The sequence below is a fragment of the Corynebacterium canis genome (genome assembly GCF_030408595.1).
Classification (GTDB): domain Bacteria; phylum Actinomycetota; class Actinomycetes; order Mycobacteriales; family Mycobacteriaceae; genus Corynebacterium; species Corynebacterium canis.
On sequence record NZ_CP047080.1, the window covers coordinates 2,738,052 to 2,755,447 of the forward strand.

At 61.3% G+C, this 17,396-nt stretch carries 15 protein-coding genes; 10 read left to right on the top strand and 5 right to left on the bottom strand.

The genetic code is table 11. The features are described from left to right. Positions 1-17: 17 nt before the first annotated feature. Both CCANI_RS12165 and CCANI_RS12170 read right to left on the bottom strand, forming a co-directional pair. Positions 18-2,621, bottom strand: a complete 2,604-nt coding sequence (locus CCANI_RS12165) for a vWA domain-containing protein (RefSeq protein ID WP_146324627.1) — start codon at positions 2,619-2,621, stop codon at positions 18-20. Continuing rightward, complete coding sequence (locus tag CCANI_RS12170) at positions 2,618-3,184, bottom strand: hypothetical protein (protein WP_146324626.1); 567 nt, start codon at positions 3,182-3,184, stop codon at positions 2,618-2,620. Before CCANI_RS12170 ends, CCANI_RS12165 begins: the two co-directional genes overlap by 4 nt. A 272-nt stretch (positions 3,185-3,456) precedes the next feature. Here CCANI_RS12170 and CCANI_RS12175 point away from each other — a divergent pair, with 272 nt between their 5' ends. The 8 genes from CCANI_RS12175 to mnhG all read left to right on the top strand — a co-directional run bounded on the left by CCANI_RS12175 (position 3,457) and on the right by mnhG (position 11,965). Further along, entirely contained in the window at positions 3,457-4,812 is a 1,356-nt protein-coding gene (locus tag CCANI_RS12175) for a dipeptidase (protein ID WP_146324625.1), read from the top strand. A gap of 248 nt (positions 4,813-5,060) precedes the next feature. Beyond that, entirely contained in the window at positions 5,061-5,636 is a 576-nt protein-coding gene (locus tag CCANI_RS12180; RefSeq protein WP_146324624.1) for a 2-isopropylmalate synthase, read from the top strand. A 252-nt stretch (positions 5,637-5,888) separates the two neighbouring features. Beyond that, positions 5,889-8,747 (top strand): Na+/H+ antiporter subunit A, encoded by a 2,859-nt coding sequence (locus CCANI_RS12185; RefSeq protein WP_146324623.1) that lies wholly within the window; start codon positions 5,889-5,891, stop codon positions 8,745-8,747. A gap of 3 nt (positions 8,748-8,750) precedes the next feature. Next, positions 8,751-9,233: a Na(+)/H(+) antiporter subunit C gene (locus CCANI_RS12190; protein ID WP_146324622.1), complete on the top strand. Its 483-nt coding sequence runs from the start codon at positions 8,751-8,753 to the stop codon at positions 9,231-9,233. After that, positions 9,230-10,837: a Na+/H+ antiporter subunit D gene (locus CCANI_RS12195; RefSeq protein WP_146324621.1), complete on the top strand. Its 1,608-nt coding sequence runs from the start codon at positions 9,230-9,232 to the stop codon at positions 10,835-10,837. The genes CCANI_RS12190 and CCANI_RS12195 overlap by 4 nt, the downstream gene beginning before the upstream one ends. Further along, positions 10,834-11,328, top strand: coding sequence for a Na+/H+ antiporter subunit E (locus CCANI_RS12200; protein ID WP_146324620.1), 495 nt, complete (start codon positions 10,834-10,836; stop codon positions 11,326-11,328). Before CCANI_RS12195 ends, CCANI_RS12200 begins: the two co-directional genes overlap by 4 nt. A gap of 2 nt (positions 11,329-11,330) precedes the next feature. Next, a complete protein-coding gene (locus tag CCANI_RS12205; RefSeq protein WP_146324619.1) occupies positions 11,331-11,603 on the top strand; it encodes a monovalent cation/H+ antiporter complex subunit F in 273 nt (90 codons plus the stop codon). Then, a complete protein-coding gene (mnhG, locus tag CCANI_RS12210; RefSeq protein WP_146324618.1) occupies positions 11,600-11,965 on the top strand; it encodes a monovalent cation/H(+) antiporter subunit G in 366 nt (121 codons plus the stop codon). Before CCANI_RS12205 ends, mnhG begins: the two co-directional genes overlap by 4 nt. A 1,817-nt stretch (positions 11,966-13,782) precedes the next feature. Here mnhG and CCANI_RS12215 read toward each other — a convergent pair. The 3 genes from CCANI_RS12215 to CCANI_RS12225 are packed head-to-tail and all read right to left on the bottom strand — an operon-like array spanning position 13,783 to position 15,791. Further along, positions 13,783-14,904: a glutamate--cysteine ligase gene (locus tag CCANI_RS12215; RefSeq protein ID WP_146324617.1), complete on the bottom strand. Its 1,122-nt coding sequence runs from the start codon at positions 14,902-14,904 to the stop codon at positions 13,783-13,785. Next, positions 14,904-15,545, bottom strand: coding sequence for a LytR C-terminal domain-containing protein (locus CCANI_RS12220; protein ID WP_146324616.1), 642 nt, complete (start codon positions 15,543-15,545; stop codon positions 14,904-14,906). Before CCANI_RS12220 ends, CCANI_RS12215 begins: the two co-directional genes overlap by 1 nt. Before the next feature lie 3 nt (positions 15,546-15,548). Then, positions 15,549-15,791: a DUF3263 domain-containing protein gene (locus CCANI_RS12225; protein ID WP_146324615.1), complete on the bottom strand. Its 243-nt coding sequence runs from the start codon at positions 15,789-15,791 to the stop codon at positions 15,549-15,551. Positions 15,792-15,834: 43 nt separating this feature from the next. Here CCANI_RS12225 and CCANI_RS12230 point away from each other — a divergent pair, with 43 nt between their 5' ends. Beyond that, positions 15,835-16,431 carry a peptide deformylase gene (locus CCANI_RS12230; protein WP_146324614.1) on the top strand — a complete coding sequence of 199 codons (597 nt, stop codon included), beginning with the start codon at positions 15,835-15,837 and terminating at the stop codon, positions 16,429-16,431. Next, on the top strand, positions 16,424-17,392 hold the full coding sequence (locus tag CCANI_RS12235; protein ID WP_146324613.1) for an N-acetylglutamate synthase, CG3035 family: 969 nt from the start codon (positions 16,424-16,426) through the stop codon (positions 17,390-17,392). The genes CCANI_RS12230 and CCANI_RS12235 overlap by 8 nt, the downstream gene beginning before the upstream one ends. Positions 17,393-17,396 lie beyond the last annotated feature (4 nt).

Below are 17,396 nucleotides of genomic sequence, written 5' to 3' on the forward strand. Positions count from 1 at the left end.
TCTCCTAGTTGATCTTGTTAGTTCCATGTAGGACGGTCACCCCAGTTGGGTTTGTCACCCCAGGAATCCTGGCTACCCTGCGATTCCTGTGTACCCCAACCATCGCTGCGCTGCTGCGGCGGCTCCGAAGCGGACTGCCCCTGCCAGGAATCGCTCGGGCCTGCCGCCGGTTGTTGCGGGATTTGTTGCTTAAGCTGGGCGGCCAATTCGGGTGCGCGTTCCACAATGTTTTGCACCAATTGCTGGGCCGCGGCGTGTTCGATGGGCAGGCGCGGCAGCACGATCAGCTCGAGGTTACCGTCGCGCGCCGCGATAAACCAGTGCCCCTGCACCGCCAACGGCAGCACAGCCCGATCGGATTTTTGCAACCCAGTATCGCTGATACTCGGCGTGGTTTCCACGATCACCGAGGATCCAGCCAACGGATTGGGTTGGAAACTATGCACCTTGAGTTGGTGCCCGAGCACGGAGGCGACGCGACCATCGTGGTGAATCTGATTTCGAGATGCGCCGTCGAAGTCGATGGTGGGGGCGACCGCGCCGTCGTAACGCAATGCGGAACCCTCAAAATGCAGCGAGATGCGCTGGGCGCCAAAATACTGTTCCGGAATGCGCGCGGTCAGGTAGCGCACCAGGTAAAGCAATGCCAGCGGGATCAGCAACCCCAGCAACAAAGCGGCCACAAAAGCCAAGGTAAACGCCGTCTTATTCAACGGAATGGACATGGTTCCGGTGGCGGCAATTGGCACAACTGTTTTTTCCGAACCGTCCGCACGTGAGATCGAAACGGGGATTGTGCCGGAGACAAAGCCATCCCGCAATTGCGCCACGGAAAAGGTCACCGGAAGGCTAGCCTCCTCGCCCTCGCCAAGCTCCAATGCGGTGCCGGCGTCGGCGTGCTGGCTGGACACATCGATGGCGTCCACGCCCTCCGGCAGGGTTTCCGTGGCCAAGGTGGTACCCGCCGGGACCCATACCTTACCCGGGCCAACCACTGGAATGCTTGTGCTAATCTCCGGGGTTTCCATGGTAAAGCTCAGCGCCCCCGGCAGCTCCGGCATATCGGGGCGCGAGACCGCGACGGGCACCTCGCCGGTAATGGGGTCCAGCGCCGTACCGGGCGCGTCCGGGGCGGGCGCGGTAACCACATGTACGCTGGCCTGCAGCACGCCGGTGGCGGGCAACTCGGGCAATTGCTGCAGCGGTACGGTCACCGGCTGCCCATTGGAAATATCCGCCGCTGATAGCAACTCTGTGCGACCCCCATTGCCGTTGGGCAGGAACCCGAGATCCACGGTCGCGGTGCCGCGCAGCTCCCGCGGTTTCCCATTGCGATCCACCAATTGAACGGTCACGGGGTCCTTGCTACGTACGTTCAAACTGCCGGTTGCCAAACCATCCGGACCATGCAATTGTAGCTGCAGGTCAGGCTGGATTTTCACGGAGTTAAACACGCGGTGGTCGCTGCGGTCTTCGCTAAAACCAACGAATTTCAGCTGCCACTTGCCTACCCATCCCTCGGGCTTCGAAAGGCTCAGCTCGCCCTCCGCTTTCTGCACGGGGTCCGCGCTTGCCGCCCAGCTTATCGACGCCCCGCCCACCTTACCGTTGCCCTCGCCCTCCAGCTCGATCTCCGAACCATCCGGCGCGATAAGTTTCAGCACCGCGTTCGGCCCGAGATCGTCCTTGGCAATGGCGGTAAAGTGCACGGAATCAATCGAATCATCGAGCACAAATTCGAATGGATCGTCGGCGGCGGTCTCCGCCGCATACTCGCCGCCGGTGCTTAATGCCTGATGGAAGCTGGCAAACAAACTGCCCACGCTATCGGCGGGGAAAAACGCACCATTGGGTTCCAGCTTGCCGCAGGGAGAGCCGGTACCCTCGGTAATCCCGGCAAATAGGTTAAAGTCCGAAGGGTTTTTCGGATCGGACAGGCCAATGCCGATATTGGTAATGCCCGCGGAACGGTATTTATCGGTAATGCCGTTGGGTCGGCACACGGCGTCCTGCGCGGCGTCGATACCCTCCTGTGCGGTGAGCGCGCCATCGGTAAAGGTGACCAGCATTTTGCAGCTGTCTTCGGAACCGGAACGCGCGAAGTCCTGATACGCGCCTTCGAACGCGTTGGCGTAATTGGTGTATTGCTCACTTGTGCGATTGGCAAAGCTGGCGATGGTGCTTTTCACGCCTTGCACGCTGCCGTCGTCGAGCTGCACCCAATCCCCGTACGCCGGGTCCGTCACCCCGCTTTTATATTCCTGGCCAAAGCCCGCCACGCGGATCCGCACGTCCACGCCCTCATCGTTGTGCCGGGCCAGCAATTGGTTGACAAAGCTCTGGGCTGCGGGCACGCGGTTATGATCCGCATCTGCGCCGGGGGTGTTCGGATCGATATTTCCGCCCTTGACCTGATGGATCAAAGATTCGGTCTCATCCATCATCAGGATCACGTCAAGCTTGCCCTTGGTGGACACGCAGGACCCCAAGGCGCTGAGCGCGTTCGCGCCGGTGCCGGATTGGGCGGCCGCCATGGGCGCAACGCAGGTAATCGCCTGCATCGCCCCCGCCACCAGGCAGGCCGCTGCCGCCGCCAACAAGCGTTGCCTAAAACCGCTCATAGTTTGCCCACCCACTGTCCGATCTCGATTGCGGACCATACGATCCCCAACAACAGGCCACCCACCGTCGCCCAATACACGGCGGATTTCCACCCCAGCACGGAATAAAACCCCTCCGCCCGCTTCCTATTATCCGCATTGAAAAACAGGCCCAGCATGGTGACCCCGAAGACACCGGCCGCCGCCCAGGCTGTCACGGAAAACACCCGAAAGAAAAACTCCGTGGGCGTGGAATCCCCGAAGGTAATGGTCGCGGAAAGCACCAGGCTCACCAGCGCCATCACCATGCTGGGGATCAGGGCCTGCAGGGGCGCCGAGGTGGAACGAATCGGCATCGCCGGGGCCGCGGGGCCCGCGCCGCTAGGTCCACTCGGTCCGCCAGCTCCGTTAGGTCCGCTCGGGGGTGCCTCGAATTGCGGCCGCTGCACCGGTGGCTGCGGTTGCGGCGCGAACCCGCCGCCGTTGCCGAACGGGCTCGACGCCCCGCCAAACTCCGGCAGCGAACCTTTGTTCGGATCTGGCGGTGTGCCGAAACCACCGAACTGAGGATCCTGTTGGGGCATTCATTACTCCTTACCGTAACGGGGCTCTGATCGCCGCGAGCGGACACCGGCTATGAGGTGGATGAAACGCAACCAGTCTAGCCGCGTTTTACCGCTCCAGATCTGCTAACGGCTAGCCGCGCCCAGCTCCCGTAGCCCCACGGCGGCACACCTATTCAAGGTAGCGTTCGAGCGACCGCAGCTACCAGCACTTCTCCCCGCGGGTGTTCGATTTCGCGTGCGTCCGGCTCCGCCCCCTCAAGGGTGTATCGGGCCGATTAGAATAGGCATGCATGAACGTCAAGTTGAGTGCGGCGGCCGTGCGCGCGGCCGTCGAAAAGCAGCAGGAACAGATACGCCAAGACCTCACCGAGCTCGTCGCCTTCAACTCGGTATCCAACGAACCTCAGTGCGAAGCAGACCACGCGGCTGCGGCGAACTGGGTGGCGGCGGCGCTGGAAAAACTGGGCCTGGACGTGACCGTGTACGAGACCGTGGACAACGCGCCCACCATCATCGGCAACCGGCCCGGGGCGACCACCGTGCTGCTGTACTCGCACTACGATGTGGTGCCCGCCGGGGACCCCGCCGCCTGGCTTTCCGACCCCTTCACCCTCACCGAACGCGACGGCCGCTGGTACGGGCGCGGCACCGCCGATTGCAAGGGCAACCTGGTCATGCACCTGGCGGCGTTGCGCGCGGTGGCCGAGCTGGGCGGCACTGACCTGGGCATTCGCGTGGTCATCGAGGGTTCGGAAGAGCGCGGCGGCGAGGGCTTGGACGCGCTGATCGCCGAACGTCCGGAGCTGTTTGCCGCCGATGTGATCCTGATCGCCGATACCGGCAACGCCGCGCTGGGCACCCCGACATTGACCACCACGCTCCGGGGCGGGGCGCAAATAGACGTTCGAATTGATACCTTGCGTGCGCCCGTACATTCGGGCGGTTTCGGGGGTGCGGCGCCGGACGCAACCGCCACGCTGATCCGCGTTTTAAACACGCTTTTCGACGCCCACGGCCGCACCGCCATCGAAGGCATCGACTGCACCGGCGTGTGGGAGGGCCAGCCCTACCCCCGCGATGCCTTCCGTGCCGACGCCGGCGTGCTGGACGGGGTCGAATTGATGGGCACCTCGGAAGATCAGCCGGCAGATATGGCGTGGATGCGGCCCGCGATCATCATCACCGGCTTTACCTCTACCCCCGTTGCCGAGGCCGTCAATGCCGTTCCCGCGTCCGCTTCCGCCCGCCTAAACTTGCGCGTGCCGCCGGGCATGGAGGCCGCCGATGTGGTCGATGCCGTGTGCGCCCACTTGCGCAACAATGTTCCATACGGGGCCCAGCTTTCCGTGCACCCGTTCGAGGTGTTCAATCCATTCAGCTGCGACACCGAAGGGCCCGCTGTGCAGGCGCTTTCCGACGCCCTGACCGCGGCCTACAATGGCACCCCCACCGTGACCGTGGGCACCGGCGGCTCCATCCCGTTGTGCACCAAACTCATGGAGGCGTTCCCGGGTGCTGAGCTGGCCTTGTTCGGCGTCGAGGAGCCGCTCACCACCATTCACTCCGCCAATGAATCCGTTGCGCCGGAGGAGATCCGGGACATTGCCATTGCGGAGGCATTGTTCCTACTCAACTACAAAAAATAGTCCGAATTGGGGGTATGGGCGGTACCCCCAATTTTCCGCAGGTTTTTGCACCGTGTTGTGACGCTGGTTACCATGCCCTTTGTGACTTACATCATTGATTCCCTACGACTTAGGCGAGTAGCGAAGGCTACGTACCCCGGTGAAGGATAGGACTGACCCCTTCACCTCGGGGAAGTAGTCGTTAGTAACCCAGCATCAGAGTCGGTCCCCTTACAACACAATCCGATACGAATCCACCAAGGACCGAAATGTTCACTACCACCGCTACTCGCCCGACCCGCTCCACCAAATCCATGCGCTCCACCACGGTTGAATATCACCGCGACACGCAGCGCAGCCCCGTCGGATCGCCGATCCGCACCACCACCCGCTTCTTTGCAGATGACCCGTTCCGGGCTCGCTTCGGCCACCAATTGCCGCGCGGCCTGCGTGAAGAAGCTCGCGGCATGGAATGGCGCACCTTTACCGCCACCTATGCCCCCGCCAGCGAATTGCGGATTCACCACATCGAATCCACCAAGCTGCGCGGATCCACCTACCGCTTTACCGCCACCATCACGGACAGCCGCGATGGTTCTCGCACCACCACGCACCGCGAAATCCGCGCCACCGGCCCCATCTCCGCCTGCACCAACCTGCTTGCCGACGCCGGCCGCCGCGTTGAAATCCTGGAATTCCACCAGTTCGAAATCTTTGAGGCCACAGTCACCTTCATCTACACCTGCGAGAACAACCACCGCGCTTGGGCAATGGGATTCGGCTCCAACCGCGACCTTTCCGCCGCTGCCGCGATGAGCTCCGCAGCTCACCGCCTGCACGGCTAGCATCCCCAACCCCAGGACCCCGGCACAACCTGCCCACCTGGGGTTTTCCCATGCCGATGCAATGGGCGTCAACCAATGGGTTTGCACCACTCGAACAAGCCGCCTACTACCGGACCGGAAGTGAGTGTATTCAGCACATGAACGCGCCACAGGTACACTGGTAGATGTCGCTCGTGACACACTTTCCGGCGGCGGGGAGTGCGTCCGAGGCTAGTTCATCGCCCAACCTTCAAGGACTCAAAGAACCACCACGTGCTCACGCTTCTCACTGCCCTAGCTGTTAGTTCCTGTCTCGCTCCGCTGTTGGTTCTTCGCATGGGTAATCGTGCGTTTGGCGTTCTTGCCTTGGTGCCAGCGGCCGGGGCCGGCTGGATTGTTTCCCTCTTTATTCATGGTTTCACCCCACAGACATTTCATATGGAGTGGCTTTCCGCGGCGAACCTCACGCTGGATCTCCGCATGGATGCACTCTCCGCATTGTTCTGCCTGATTATCCTTGGCATCGGCGCGCTCGTGCTGGTGTATTGCTGGGGCTATTTCGAATTCAACCGCCGCCGGCTAGCGGTGTTCGCCTCCCAAATGGTGGCGTTTGCGCTGGCCATGGTGGGCCTGGTGATCTCGGACAGCCTGCTGCTGATGTATGTGTTCTGGGAAATCACCTCGATCCTTTCCTATCTATTGGTGGGCTATTACGGGGAACGCGCATCTTCCCGGCGCGCGGCCAGCCAAGCCCTGATGGTGACCACGCTGGGCGGCCTAGCCATGTTGATGGGCATCGTCATGCTCGGCCAACAAACCGGGGTGTGGACCTTCTCCGGCCTGGCGGATTACAGGAACCTGTACAGCACGCCGAATGTGCGATTCGCGGTGGTGCTATTGCTGGCGGGCGCGCTATCCAAGTCTGCGATCGCCCCGGCGCACTTCTGGTTGCCGGGCGCGATGGCGGCCCCCACCCCGGTGAGCGCCTACCTGCACTCGGCGGCGATGGTCAAGGCTGGCATCTACCTGGTCGCCCGCCTTTCGCCAAGCTTTTCGGTCATCCCGGCGTGGCACCTAGTGATCATCCCGTGCGGGCTGTTCACCATGATCATGGCCGGCTGGATGGCGCTCCGCCAACAGGACCTCAAGCTGGTGCTGGCGTACGGCACGGTTTCCCAGCTCGGGTTTATCGTATCCATTGTGGGCATTGGTTCGCGGGCGGCCTTGCTCGCTGGGTTGGCCATCACCGTCGCGCACGCATGTTTCAAGGCCTGCCTATTTATGGTGGTGGGTGCGATCGACCACGCCACCGGCACCCGGGACATCCGCAAGCTTGATGGCCTCGGCGCGAAGCAACCCGGCCTCGCCGTCATTGCGATTCTCGCGGCGGCGTCCATGGCGGGCCTGCCACCGATGCTGGGCTTTGTGGCCAAGGAGCAGGTGCTTACGGTGCTGATCTACGAACAGGCCCTTACCGGCATGCCGGCCAAGCTCACGCTCGCGGGTGCGGTCGTGGGTTCGATCCTCACCGTGGCCTATAGCCTGTACTTCCTCTACGGAGCGTTCGCCAGCAAACACGGCACCAGCCCGGCCGTGGCAAATATGCATTCGATAATCCCGGGATTGTGGATTCCGCCCGTACTGCTGGCCATCGGCTCCCTCGCCCTAGGCGTGCTGCCGCAACCACTGGACGCGGCGATCGCTACGCACATCACGGGGGTGTACGGGGCGTCGGCAAGCGACCACCACCTGGCGCTGTGGCATGGGTTTACCCCGGTTCTGGCGCTGACCTGCGCAGTTATCGCCGCCGGTTCGGTCTTGCACTGGCAGCGAGCAACGGTGGCAAAGCTGCATTTCCGGCAGCCCGCGCTGGGCAATGCCAGCGCCGCATACGACCTGGTTATTCAGGGGCTGCAGCGGGTGTCCATGCGCATGACGGCCGTGACGCAACGCGGTTCGCTGCCGCTCAACGAAGCCATTATCCTGGGAACACTTGTCCTATTCCCGCTGTTTGCGCTGATCAGCGGCAGGCGCAATACCATCCGCATGGAGCTTTGGGGAACACCCGTACAAGCGTTCGTGGCCGTCCTTATTATTATCGCGGCGATCGCCGCAACGGTACTGCGCAACCGCCTTTCCGCGCTGATCATGGTGGGCCTGACCGGCTACGGGCTTTCCGTGATTTTCGCACTCTACGGCGCGCCCGACCTCGCGCTGACGCAGCTGCTCGTGGAAACCATCTCCATGGTGGTATTCGTACTGGTGTTGCGCAAACTCCCCAGCAACTCGCCGGAACCGCAGGGCTATATTCGGGTGCGCGCGTGGCTGGCCATCGCGGTCGGGCTGACGGTCACCGTGCTGGGCGCCTTCGCCATTAGCGCCCGCACCGCCACCCCGATTTCGAACGTAATTCCTACCCTGGCCAAGGATATCGGTCACGGCGCTAACGCGGTCAACGTCCTGCTGGTGGATATCCGCGCCTGGGACACCTTCGGCGAGATTTCCGTCCTGGTGATCGTGGCCACCGGCGTGGCCTCCCTCGTGTACCGCACGCGCAGCTTTAACAGGGCGTCGCGGCGGCCGATCCTGCGCCTCGGCGGCAGCCCGTGGTTGGCCACGGACAGGTCGGACGCCAATATGGACCGCAACCGCTCCCTCATGGTCGAGGTAAGCACACGCGTTCTATTCCACAGCATGATCCTGCTTAGCGTGTACTTCTTCTTCGCTGGCCATAACGCCCCCGGCGGCGGGTTCGCGGGCGGCCTGGTGGCGGCGCTGGCGTTCACGCTGCGGTATTTGGCGGGCGGCAGGCACGAGCTCGAGGAGGCGATACCTATCGACGCCGGCCGCATCCTCGGCGTTGGCCTGCTTATCTCCGCCGCCTCGGTGGTTGTGCCCCTGACCTTGGGTTATCCCCCATTAACCAGCACGGTATGGGACGTGACCCTGCCCCGGATCGGCGAGCTGCATATCGTGTCGGCGGTGTTCTTCGACGCCGGCGTGTACCTGATCGTGATCGGCCTAGTCCTGCATATCCTGCGCAGCTTGGGTGCCCAATTGGATATCGACCAAGACCTGCGTAAGCAGCGCGCCCGCGACCGCGCCCGCCGGTTGGCCCGAAAGGAGCGTTAACACATGGTTGCTAATTTCTTCCTGTTGCTCACCTGCGGGGTGCTGGTGGCGTGCGGCGCCTACCTATTGCTGGACCGCTCCATGACGCGCATGTTGCTCGGCCTGCTCCTGGCGGGCAATGGGCTGAACCTCTTGATGCTGATCGCCGGCGGTAAGGCGGGCGCGCCGCCGATTCAGGGCCGCAATTCGGCGCTGCGTGTGGACGATTCGGACCCGCTCGCCCAAGGCATGATTCTCACGGCCATCGTGATTTCCATGGCCATGACCGCGTTTTTGCTGGCGTTGGCGTACCGGCAGTATCGCTACCGCACCGCCGACCTGATTGATAATGATTCCGAGGATACCGCTATCGCTTCCCGCACTACCGCTACCGCCCCTGACCGGGACGCCTCCGATGATCCGCTGACGGGCCGCCCCACCGCCAGCGGCGATAATTTCGGCCCCCAGTTTTTCGAAGCTCCGATCGAAGCGCAGGAGCAAACATGAATTACCTAGTTCCGCTACCCGTGATTCTGCCCGCGATTGGCGCCGCGCTTACCTTGGTTTCTCCGAATCGCCGGTTGCAGCGCCTGATTTCATTGGTGACGCTCACCGCGCTGATCGTGCTTACCTGCGCGCTCGTCGTGCTTGTCGACGCCCACGGCATCCAGGCCGTGCAAGTCGGCGGCTGGGACGCTCCCGTAGGCATTACCTTGGTTGCGGACCGCCTTTCCACAATGATGCTGGCGGTCAGCGCCCTAGTGTTGTTCACCGTGATGTTGTACGCCATCGCTCAGGGTGTGCGCGACGGCAGCAAAGACGAGCCGGTGGCGGTCTTCCTGCCCGCATATCTGCTGCTCAGCATGGGTGTGAACATGTCTTTCCTGGCCGGAGACCTGTTCAACCTGTACGTGGGTTTCGAGGTCTTCCTTGTCGCCTCCTATGTGCTGCTCACCCTCGGCGCCTCCCCGGGCCGCGTGCGCGCGGGCGTGTCCTATGTCATGGTGTCCATGCTTAGCTCACTGGTGTTCCTGCTGGCCCTAGCCCTGATCTACGCCGCGGTGGGCACCATGAACATGGCCCAGATTTCGGTGCGCATGGAAGAGATTCCGGCGGGTACCCGCGGCGCGTTGTTCGCCGTCCTGCTGGTGGCCTTTGGCATTAAGGCGGCGGTGTTCCCCCTGTATTCGTGGCTTCCGGACTCCTACCCCACCGCCCCGGCGCTGGTGACGGCGGTGTTTGCAGGGCTGCTGACCAAGGTGGGCGTGTATTCGATTATTCGGCTGCGCTCCGTAGTGTTTACCGACGGCCGCCTCGACGCCTGGCTCATGTGGGCCGCCCTCGCCACCATGATCGTGGGCATTCTGGGCGCCATGGCCCAAAACGATATCAAGCGTCTGCTGTCGTTTACGCTGGTCAGCCATATCGGCTATATGATTATGGGGATTTCACTCGGCACCGCCCTGGGGCTGTCCGGCGCGATCTTCTACGCGGTGCACCATATCCTCGTGCAAACCGCGCTCTTCCTCGTGGTGGGCTTGATCGAACGCCAGGCCGGCTCTTCTTCGTTACGACGCCTCGGCTCCCTCGCCTATACCTCCCCCCTACTCGCCGTGCTCTACCTGCTCCCCGCCTTGAACCTCGGCGGCATCCCGCCCTTCTCCGGCTTCCTGGGCAAACTCCTGCTCCTGGAGGCGGCCGCCGAAATCGGTGGCTTTATGCCCTGGCTACTAATCGGCGGCGCGGTGATAACCTCCCTGCTCACGCTGTACACCATGACGATCGTATGGTCGAAGGCCTTTTGGCGGGACCGCTCCGACGCGCCCGACGGCGAAATGGCCTTCGCTCGGCCCCGGCCGCTTACCGAAAACATCAATATGGTTCCCGTCTCCGAACGCCCCGATGTGGGCCGCATGCCCTGGGGCATGGTGCTGCCCACGAGCCTGCTAGTCGCGGCGTCGTTAAGCGTCACCTTATTGGCGGGGCCAATCTCTGGCGTCACAGGGCGCTCGGCGGAATCCGCGCAGGACGTCAACCACTACCGCAACGCCGTACTCGGCACCAACGCCGACAACCCTGGGCGCACCCTACCCGGACAGGAGGCAAAATGAGCCGCTTCCGGCCAGTTTCCATCATCTGGCTCACCCTCATGTGGATCCTCATGTGGGGCGAGCTTTCTCTAGGCAACTTCCTGGCCGGGCTGCTGCTGGCGCTGCTGATCACCTTTGGGCTGCCGCTGCCGAAACTGCCCGTCGCCGTCACGCGCATCCGCTGGCTACCCCTCGGCTGGCTCGCACTAACGTTCTGCTGGCAATTGGTGGCATCCTCCTGCAACGTGGCCTGGATCGCCTTAAGGCGCACCGAACAACCGCCCGCCGCGCTCGTGCGCGTACCAATGCGCGTCGCCGATGACCTGGTCTTTTCCTTCGCCGTGGGGATTTTGAACCTGCAGCCCGGGGGAACCGTCAGCGACTTTGACCTGGATAACCGGGAACTAACCGTGCACCTCTTGGACGGATCGTCCCATGCGACGATCGAACGGGAGATCAAAAACATCAACCAGCTGGAGGCCCGGCTGAACCAAATATTCGTAACGAGGTGACCATGGACTACTACACCATCGGCCTGACCCTAGCCACCGGCATCTTTATGCTTAGCTTTCTGATCACCGGGTACCGGCTCCTCGTTGGGCCAAATTCTCTCGACCGCGTCGTGGCGCTGGACGCTACCGGCGCCATGATCCAATGCTCCTTGGCCGTGTATATTTGCTGGACCATTGACACCACCGTTTCCAACGCCATGATGGTGGTGGCGCTACTCGGCTTTATCGGCACAGTGGCGCTGACTCGATTCCGAAAGCGAGACGACGCCTCATGATGAACGCCCTCAGCCTCTTCTTCCTACTCTGCGGCGCCGTCTTGGCACTTTCCGCCGCCATCGGATTGGTCCGCTTCCGCGACACCATGTCCCGACTCCACGCCGTGACCAAACCCCAGACCCTGGGGCTGATCTGCACCATCACCGGAACCAACCTCCACGTGCTCAATTCCGACAAACTCGGACCCGGCGAACTTGGCGACCTAGGCGTGCTCTTCCTGATCATATTGTTTGCCCTGCTCACAGCCCCTGTGGTCGCGCAACGCGTGGGCCGAATCGCCCGCAAAGAAGGCCTCTACGAAGAAGCCTTCCTGTCCCGCGATGACACCGAAGGCAAAAAAGCCGCCCGCAAACACGTCTAGGTTCTTTAGTGTTCCCTTCGTTGGGTGGGCCTATATGGCGCCGCGGCGAAGCTTTCCGGCCCGGATCCGCAGAAATCCGCCTTGGCCAGCAGCAGACCATGCGGCGGACGAGCAAAATCAGGCGCCAGCGAGACAAACCTAGCGCTAGCGCTGCAAAACTCGGCGCCATCGGAGCTATACGGATAGGTAGCGCACTTCACATGAAGTTTTTTACACACGAAACGCCGATTTTGTGTAATTTTCATCGCTCAGAGCCGCCCAGGGCCACCCCCGCGATATTTTTTACACAGATTCGGGATTTTGATGTAAAAAATATCGGTAGACAACGTTCAACTCCGGACCTGCCAATAGGTTGTGGACGGCCTACCGCATCAAAATGGCGCAATTAAGGGAAGTTGACCATAGTCGACCAAGGGTAGCGGATTTCACGGCCTCAGAGGGGCTGCTACGACGGAAATTCATTAGTGGCCAATCATTTATTGTTTCATACCCACTTTCCAGACAGGCATCGCACATCGACAGCGGGGACACTTCGGATAGATCCAGCTGCATTGGGATGTGCCGCAGTAAAACTCCCCTCAACGTACCCCAATCAATCGGAAGACAGCCCATAGCAATAGGTAGCGCACTTCACATGAAGTTTTTTACACACGAAACGCCGATTTTGTGTAATTTTCATCGCTCTGGGCCGCCCAGGGCTGCCGCTGCGATATTTTTTACACAGATTTCGGGATTTTGATGTAAAAAATATCGGTAGACAACGTTCAACTTGTTAAGTGACACACTACCGATTTCGCCGCATGAGCGTTTTTGGGGGCACTGGAGTACCCACGCAATAACTAGAGGGCCTCAAATGGCCATTTTGAATCGTGCGCGATCCACTTGAGCGCGGCGGCGGTTGGAATCCATTCGCCCTTCGCTCCCTCACCGGTGCGAACGTCTCAACACCGAGCGACTGGAACCAGTAACAGGGGAAACTTATTTGCATATATCCGACTCCGTAGGGGCATGCGCACCCGCTAGTGTTGAAGGCTGCTTCGCGCCGGCTAGGCTTGAAGGCTGCTGCGCACCCGCTAGGCTTAGAAGCTGTTGCGCGCCATCGTGCCGATAGGCCGGGAGGGCGAAAGGGTTGGCTCGGCAGCGTCACCAAGCAATAAGCCGCTAGTTAGCACGCAATCGAGTCGATTTGCTGGCTGGCGAAGGTGGGCAACCGCTGGGGGTGTGGCGGAAGCTAGGGCAACCACGAAATGAGTGCTTCGCGTTGAAGTATGCGGCAGCTACCGAATGCATATTCGCCCAAAATGGGAGCGTTTATTGCGCACGAAATGGGCAGCAGGCTGGGGAGCATAATGCAGGGAGTGGATTCGGCGAATTGGAAAATCAGTTTGACGGATTGGGTGATTGCAGCCAAAAGACAAGGCAATGGATTTGGCGAAATCCGTCTCGGATGCGCGAAGCGCAAACGGCCTCCGGAGCCCCCTACGCCGGTGCCCCAATAATTGGATTATTTGTACGTAACGCTTTTGCTAACTAGGTCGATGATGTGAATAAGTAAGGCAAATGCGTCCCGTTACCTGCGCTAGCCTAGTTATTTATTAATGCTGGTAACCATGTCGCTTTTGCGCCCGCCCAGCACTGACGGAGGTTCGAGCAGCTTAGGTTTTGGTTATGGTGTTGTCGCCGAGATGAGATCCACTGCGACTAGCGTCAGCGGGTGTTCGGATTCGGCAGGCGCGGAGCAAGAGCGCGCCCAGCAGGAGGCCACCTTGCCGGATGGCAGGGTGGCTTTAGTGTTCGCGCGAGCTATTTCGGTCGAGCTATTTCAGGCTTTCCACCTCATCGCAGGTGGCGTCCACAACGGCCTGCCAAGATCCGGTTTCCTCGTAAAGCTTGCGTTGCCGCTGGTAGGCGGCACCTTGTTCGATGAGTTCGGGGATGGTGGCGAGTTCGTTGTCGCAACCGAGCTCTTTGGCAAGGGGTTCGAGCAACCGGGCCATGCGCAATAAATCATCCCTGACCAGCACTTCGTCGGTTTGTCGGCTGACAATGATCTCGGCGTCGAGACCGTATCGCGCCGCGCGCCATTTGTTTTCGGCGAGATGCCAGGGCTGCAGGGAAGGCAGTTGTTGGCCGGTGTCGTAGAGCCGGTCGTAGTAGACGACGAGGCAGTGCGTAAGCGCGACGACGGCCGCGAGTTCCCGAAGTGTGCTCGTAGCATCGGCGACCCGAACCTCGATGGTGCCCCACTTTCCGGCTGGGCGGATATCAAAGTGCATGGCGCCAGTGTGGTTGATTACCCCGGAAATCGCCTGGTCGGACATGTATTCGGACCACTGTTCCCAGTCGACAAAGCCGAAGGGCATACCGGCGGTGGGAAGCTGCTGATACAGCATGGTGCGATTGGACGCATACCCGGTATCCAGGCCGTTCCACGCGGGGGAACTGGCGGAAAGCACCAATAGGTGCGGGTAGTGGGTCATTAAGGCGTTGATAATCGGCCAGACCCGGTCGGCGTCCGAAATACCGACGTGAACGTGGATTCCCCAGATCAGCATCTGGCGGCCCCAGTACTGGGTGCGCTTGATGATCTCCTGGTAGATGCCTTTGTCGGAGACGGGCTGATCGCGCCAGTCGCTAAACGGGTGGCCCCCGGAGGACCACACGCGGACGCCTTCGGCGTGCGCCGCCTCGATCACTGCGGCGAGCCCGGATCGGAGCTCGGCCACCGCATCGGGGACGTTCGTGTGCACCCCGGTAATCAGCTCGACGGTGTTCTGCAGGAACTCACGTTCAAGGTGTATCTCCGGGTGGTTTTTGTTCGCACGTTCGATAACGGCGGCGGCGCGGGGAGTGAGGTCGCGGGTCACTGGGTCCACGAGTGCGACTTCCCACTCAATGCCCAACGTCGGTTTCGGTGATCCTTGAAAAGGCTGAAGCATTAGCGGTGGAGATCCTGTGTGATAACTAGGACAACACCTGCAGGCAAACGTTCTGCTTGGGCGTCCCGGGGGGCTGCGGTAATACCGAGGGATTCGGCGAGGGATCGGGCGGTTTTCTCCTCATCACCCTTACCCGGCGTGTAGTACACGACCGAGCTGGGGAACGTGCTTTCGGAGTAGTTGCCAACCTCAGAGACCGTGAATTCTTGGTTCCGCACCTGGTCCGCCACGCGCTGACCCAAGCCTTGAACCATGGAATTATTCAGCACACGCACAGGCACCTTGCCGCCCTGTGCGGAGTTATCTGAGGCCCCGGAATTATTGGTTTCTTGCTGTTGCGTCACCGCGCTACTCGCCACAGCCGTATTGGTTTCGCTTTGTTGTGCGGTTGATTGTTCGCCGCTCGGCTGGGCATCCGACGCGGCGGACGTCGCACCAGCCCCAGTACCAGCCCCAGCCTCGGCGCTAGCGCTCGTGGTGGTTGCGGCGGCTTGGGTATCTGTACCGGAGGTGCCGGCGCCACGGGACAGCATAAAGATGCCCCAGGCGATGAAAAGGACGGCAATTGCCAGCAGGATCATCGCAAGTCCGCGTAACGGCAAGCGTGGCTCGGCAGCGGGTTTCTGCTCTGGCTTACTCATGTTTTAGATCTTAGCGGCAGCTCGACGAGATGCGCGGTTATCTCGGATTCGGCGGAGTCGTGCGACGAGCTGCGGGTGCTCGGCGTAGGCTTCCGGGGCGTCGATAAGCTTGTTTAAATACTGGTGGTAGCGGACGGCGCTGAGCCCGAACTCGTCGCGGATGGCGTCTTCCTTGGTGCCAACGCAACGCGGTGCGGCCTGTTCGAACATTAGTACCGCAGAATCAAACGGGCTCAATTTAGTCATGCGCAACAGATTAGTATGATGCGCCACAGAGTAGTGTGAAGACATGACAATTAGGCCCATCGTCATCCACGGCGACCCAGTACTGCACACACCCACAGCGCCGGTCACAGAACCTGTAGCAGAGCTGCAGGAACTTATAGCGGACATGTATGAAACTATGGACCGCGCACACGGCGTCGGCCTCGCCGCGAACCAAATCGGCGTAGGCAAACGGCTGTTCGTATATAACTGTCCCGACGAAGACGGCACTTATCATCGCGGTTGCGTAATCAATCCTGTGCTCGAAACCTCGGAAATCCCGAAAACCATGCCGCGCACCGATGGCGAGGACGATGAGGGCTGCCTTTCCGTCCCCGGCGAGTCCTTCCCCACCGGCCGCGCGGAGTGGGCGCGCGTCACGGGTATCGACGAACACGGGGACCCTGTCACCATCGAAGGCACCGGTTTCCTCGCACGTTGTTTCCAACACGAGGTGGGTCACCTCGATGGCCTGGTGTACACGGACACGCTGATCGGCCGATGGCGGCGCCAAGCCAAAAAAATGGTCAAGCGCAACGGTTGGACGGAGGCCGGGCTGAGCTGGCTGCCGGGCGTGGACCCGGACCCCTTCGGCCACGACGATGAGGACGTAGATGAATAGGGCGCCCCAACTCGGCGATCGAGTAATTGTTCGACGTCACGTGCCGGGCTCGGCGGGGCACCTTTCGGACATCATCGGGCACGTGCTGGACTTGGACCCGCTCACCGTGCGCCCGCAGGCGGTGGGCGGCCTGCCTTCCGACAAGGACGCCGTGGTTATCCCCGCCGAGCAGGTGCAGGTTTGCAAGGTGCTACCCCCGCGCCGCGTGCGCAATTCGGACATACGTGCGGTGGAGCAAGCGACGGCTGCGGCGTTTCCCGGCACCGAACACATTTGGCACAACGGGTGGCTGTTGCGGGCGGGCGATGGCATTACGGAACGCTCGAATTCCGCGGCTCCGCTGGGGAGTTCCGCCGGCCTTTCCCAGGTGCCTCTCGAGGCAATTCGAGAATTCTATCGACGCCAAAATATGCCTACGCGTATCCTACTTCCGGATCGAATCGCGCGCTCGGCGGAGGTAGTGTGCGCGAAGTGGAAGCGCGGTCCGGATATCCTGGTAATGACGCGTCCATTGGACACCATCGATGTCCGCGAGCTGCCGGAAGGCTACGAATTCCGCGTGGATGACCAACCCGACGAGGCCTGGCTGAATATGTACCATTTCCGCGGCAAACCGCTGCCCGTCCATGCGCTGAATTTGCTGCGCACTAGCATCGAAGGCCACATGGGCTTCGGGCGGCTGACCTGCGGCGATAGCACCGTGGCTATCACCCGCGGCACGGTGACCTATTCCGAAGACGGGCGCGCATGGCTGGGCTATTCGGCGGTTGAGGTTGCCCCCGCTTATCGACGCCGCGGCCTCGGCACCGCCCTCGGGCATTCGATGTTGCATTGGGGGCGATCATTGGGCGCTTCGGCGGCCTATTTGCAAGTGATTTCATCGAATACCCCGGGCATTGAATTGTATAAAACACTCGGTTTCATTGAGCACCACCGACACCGCTATGCGGAGGAAGGATAATCTT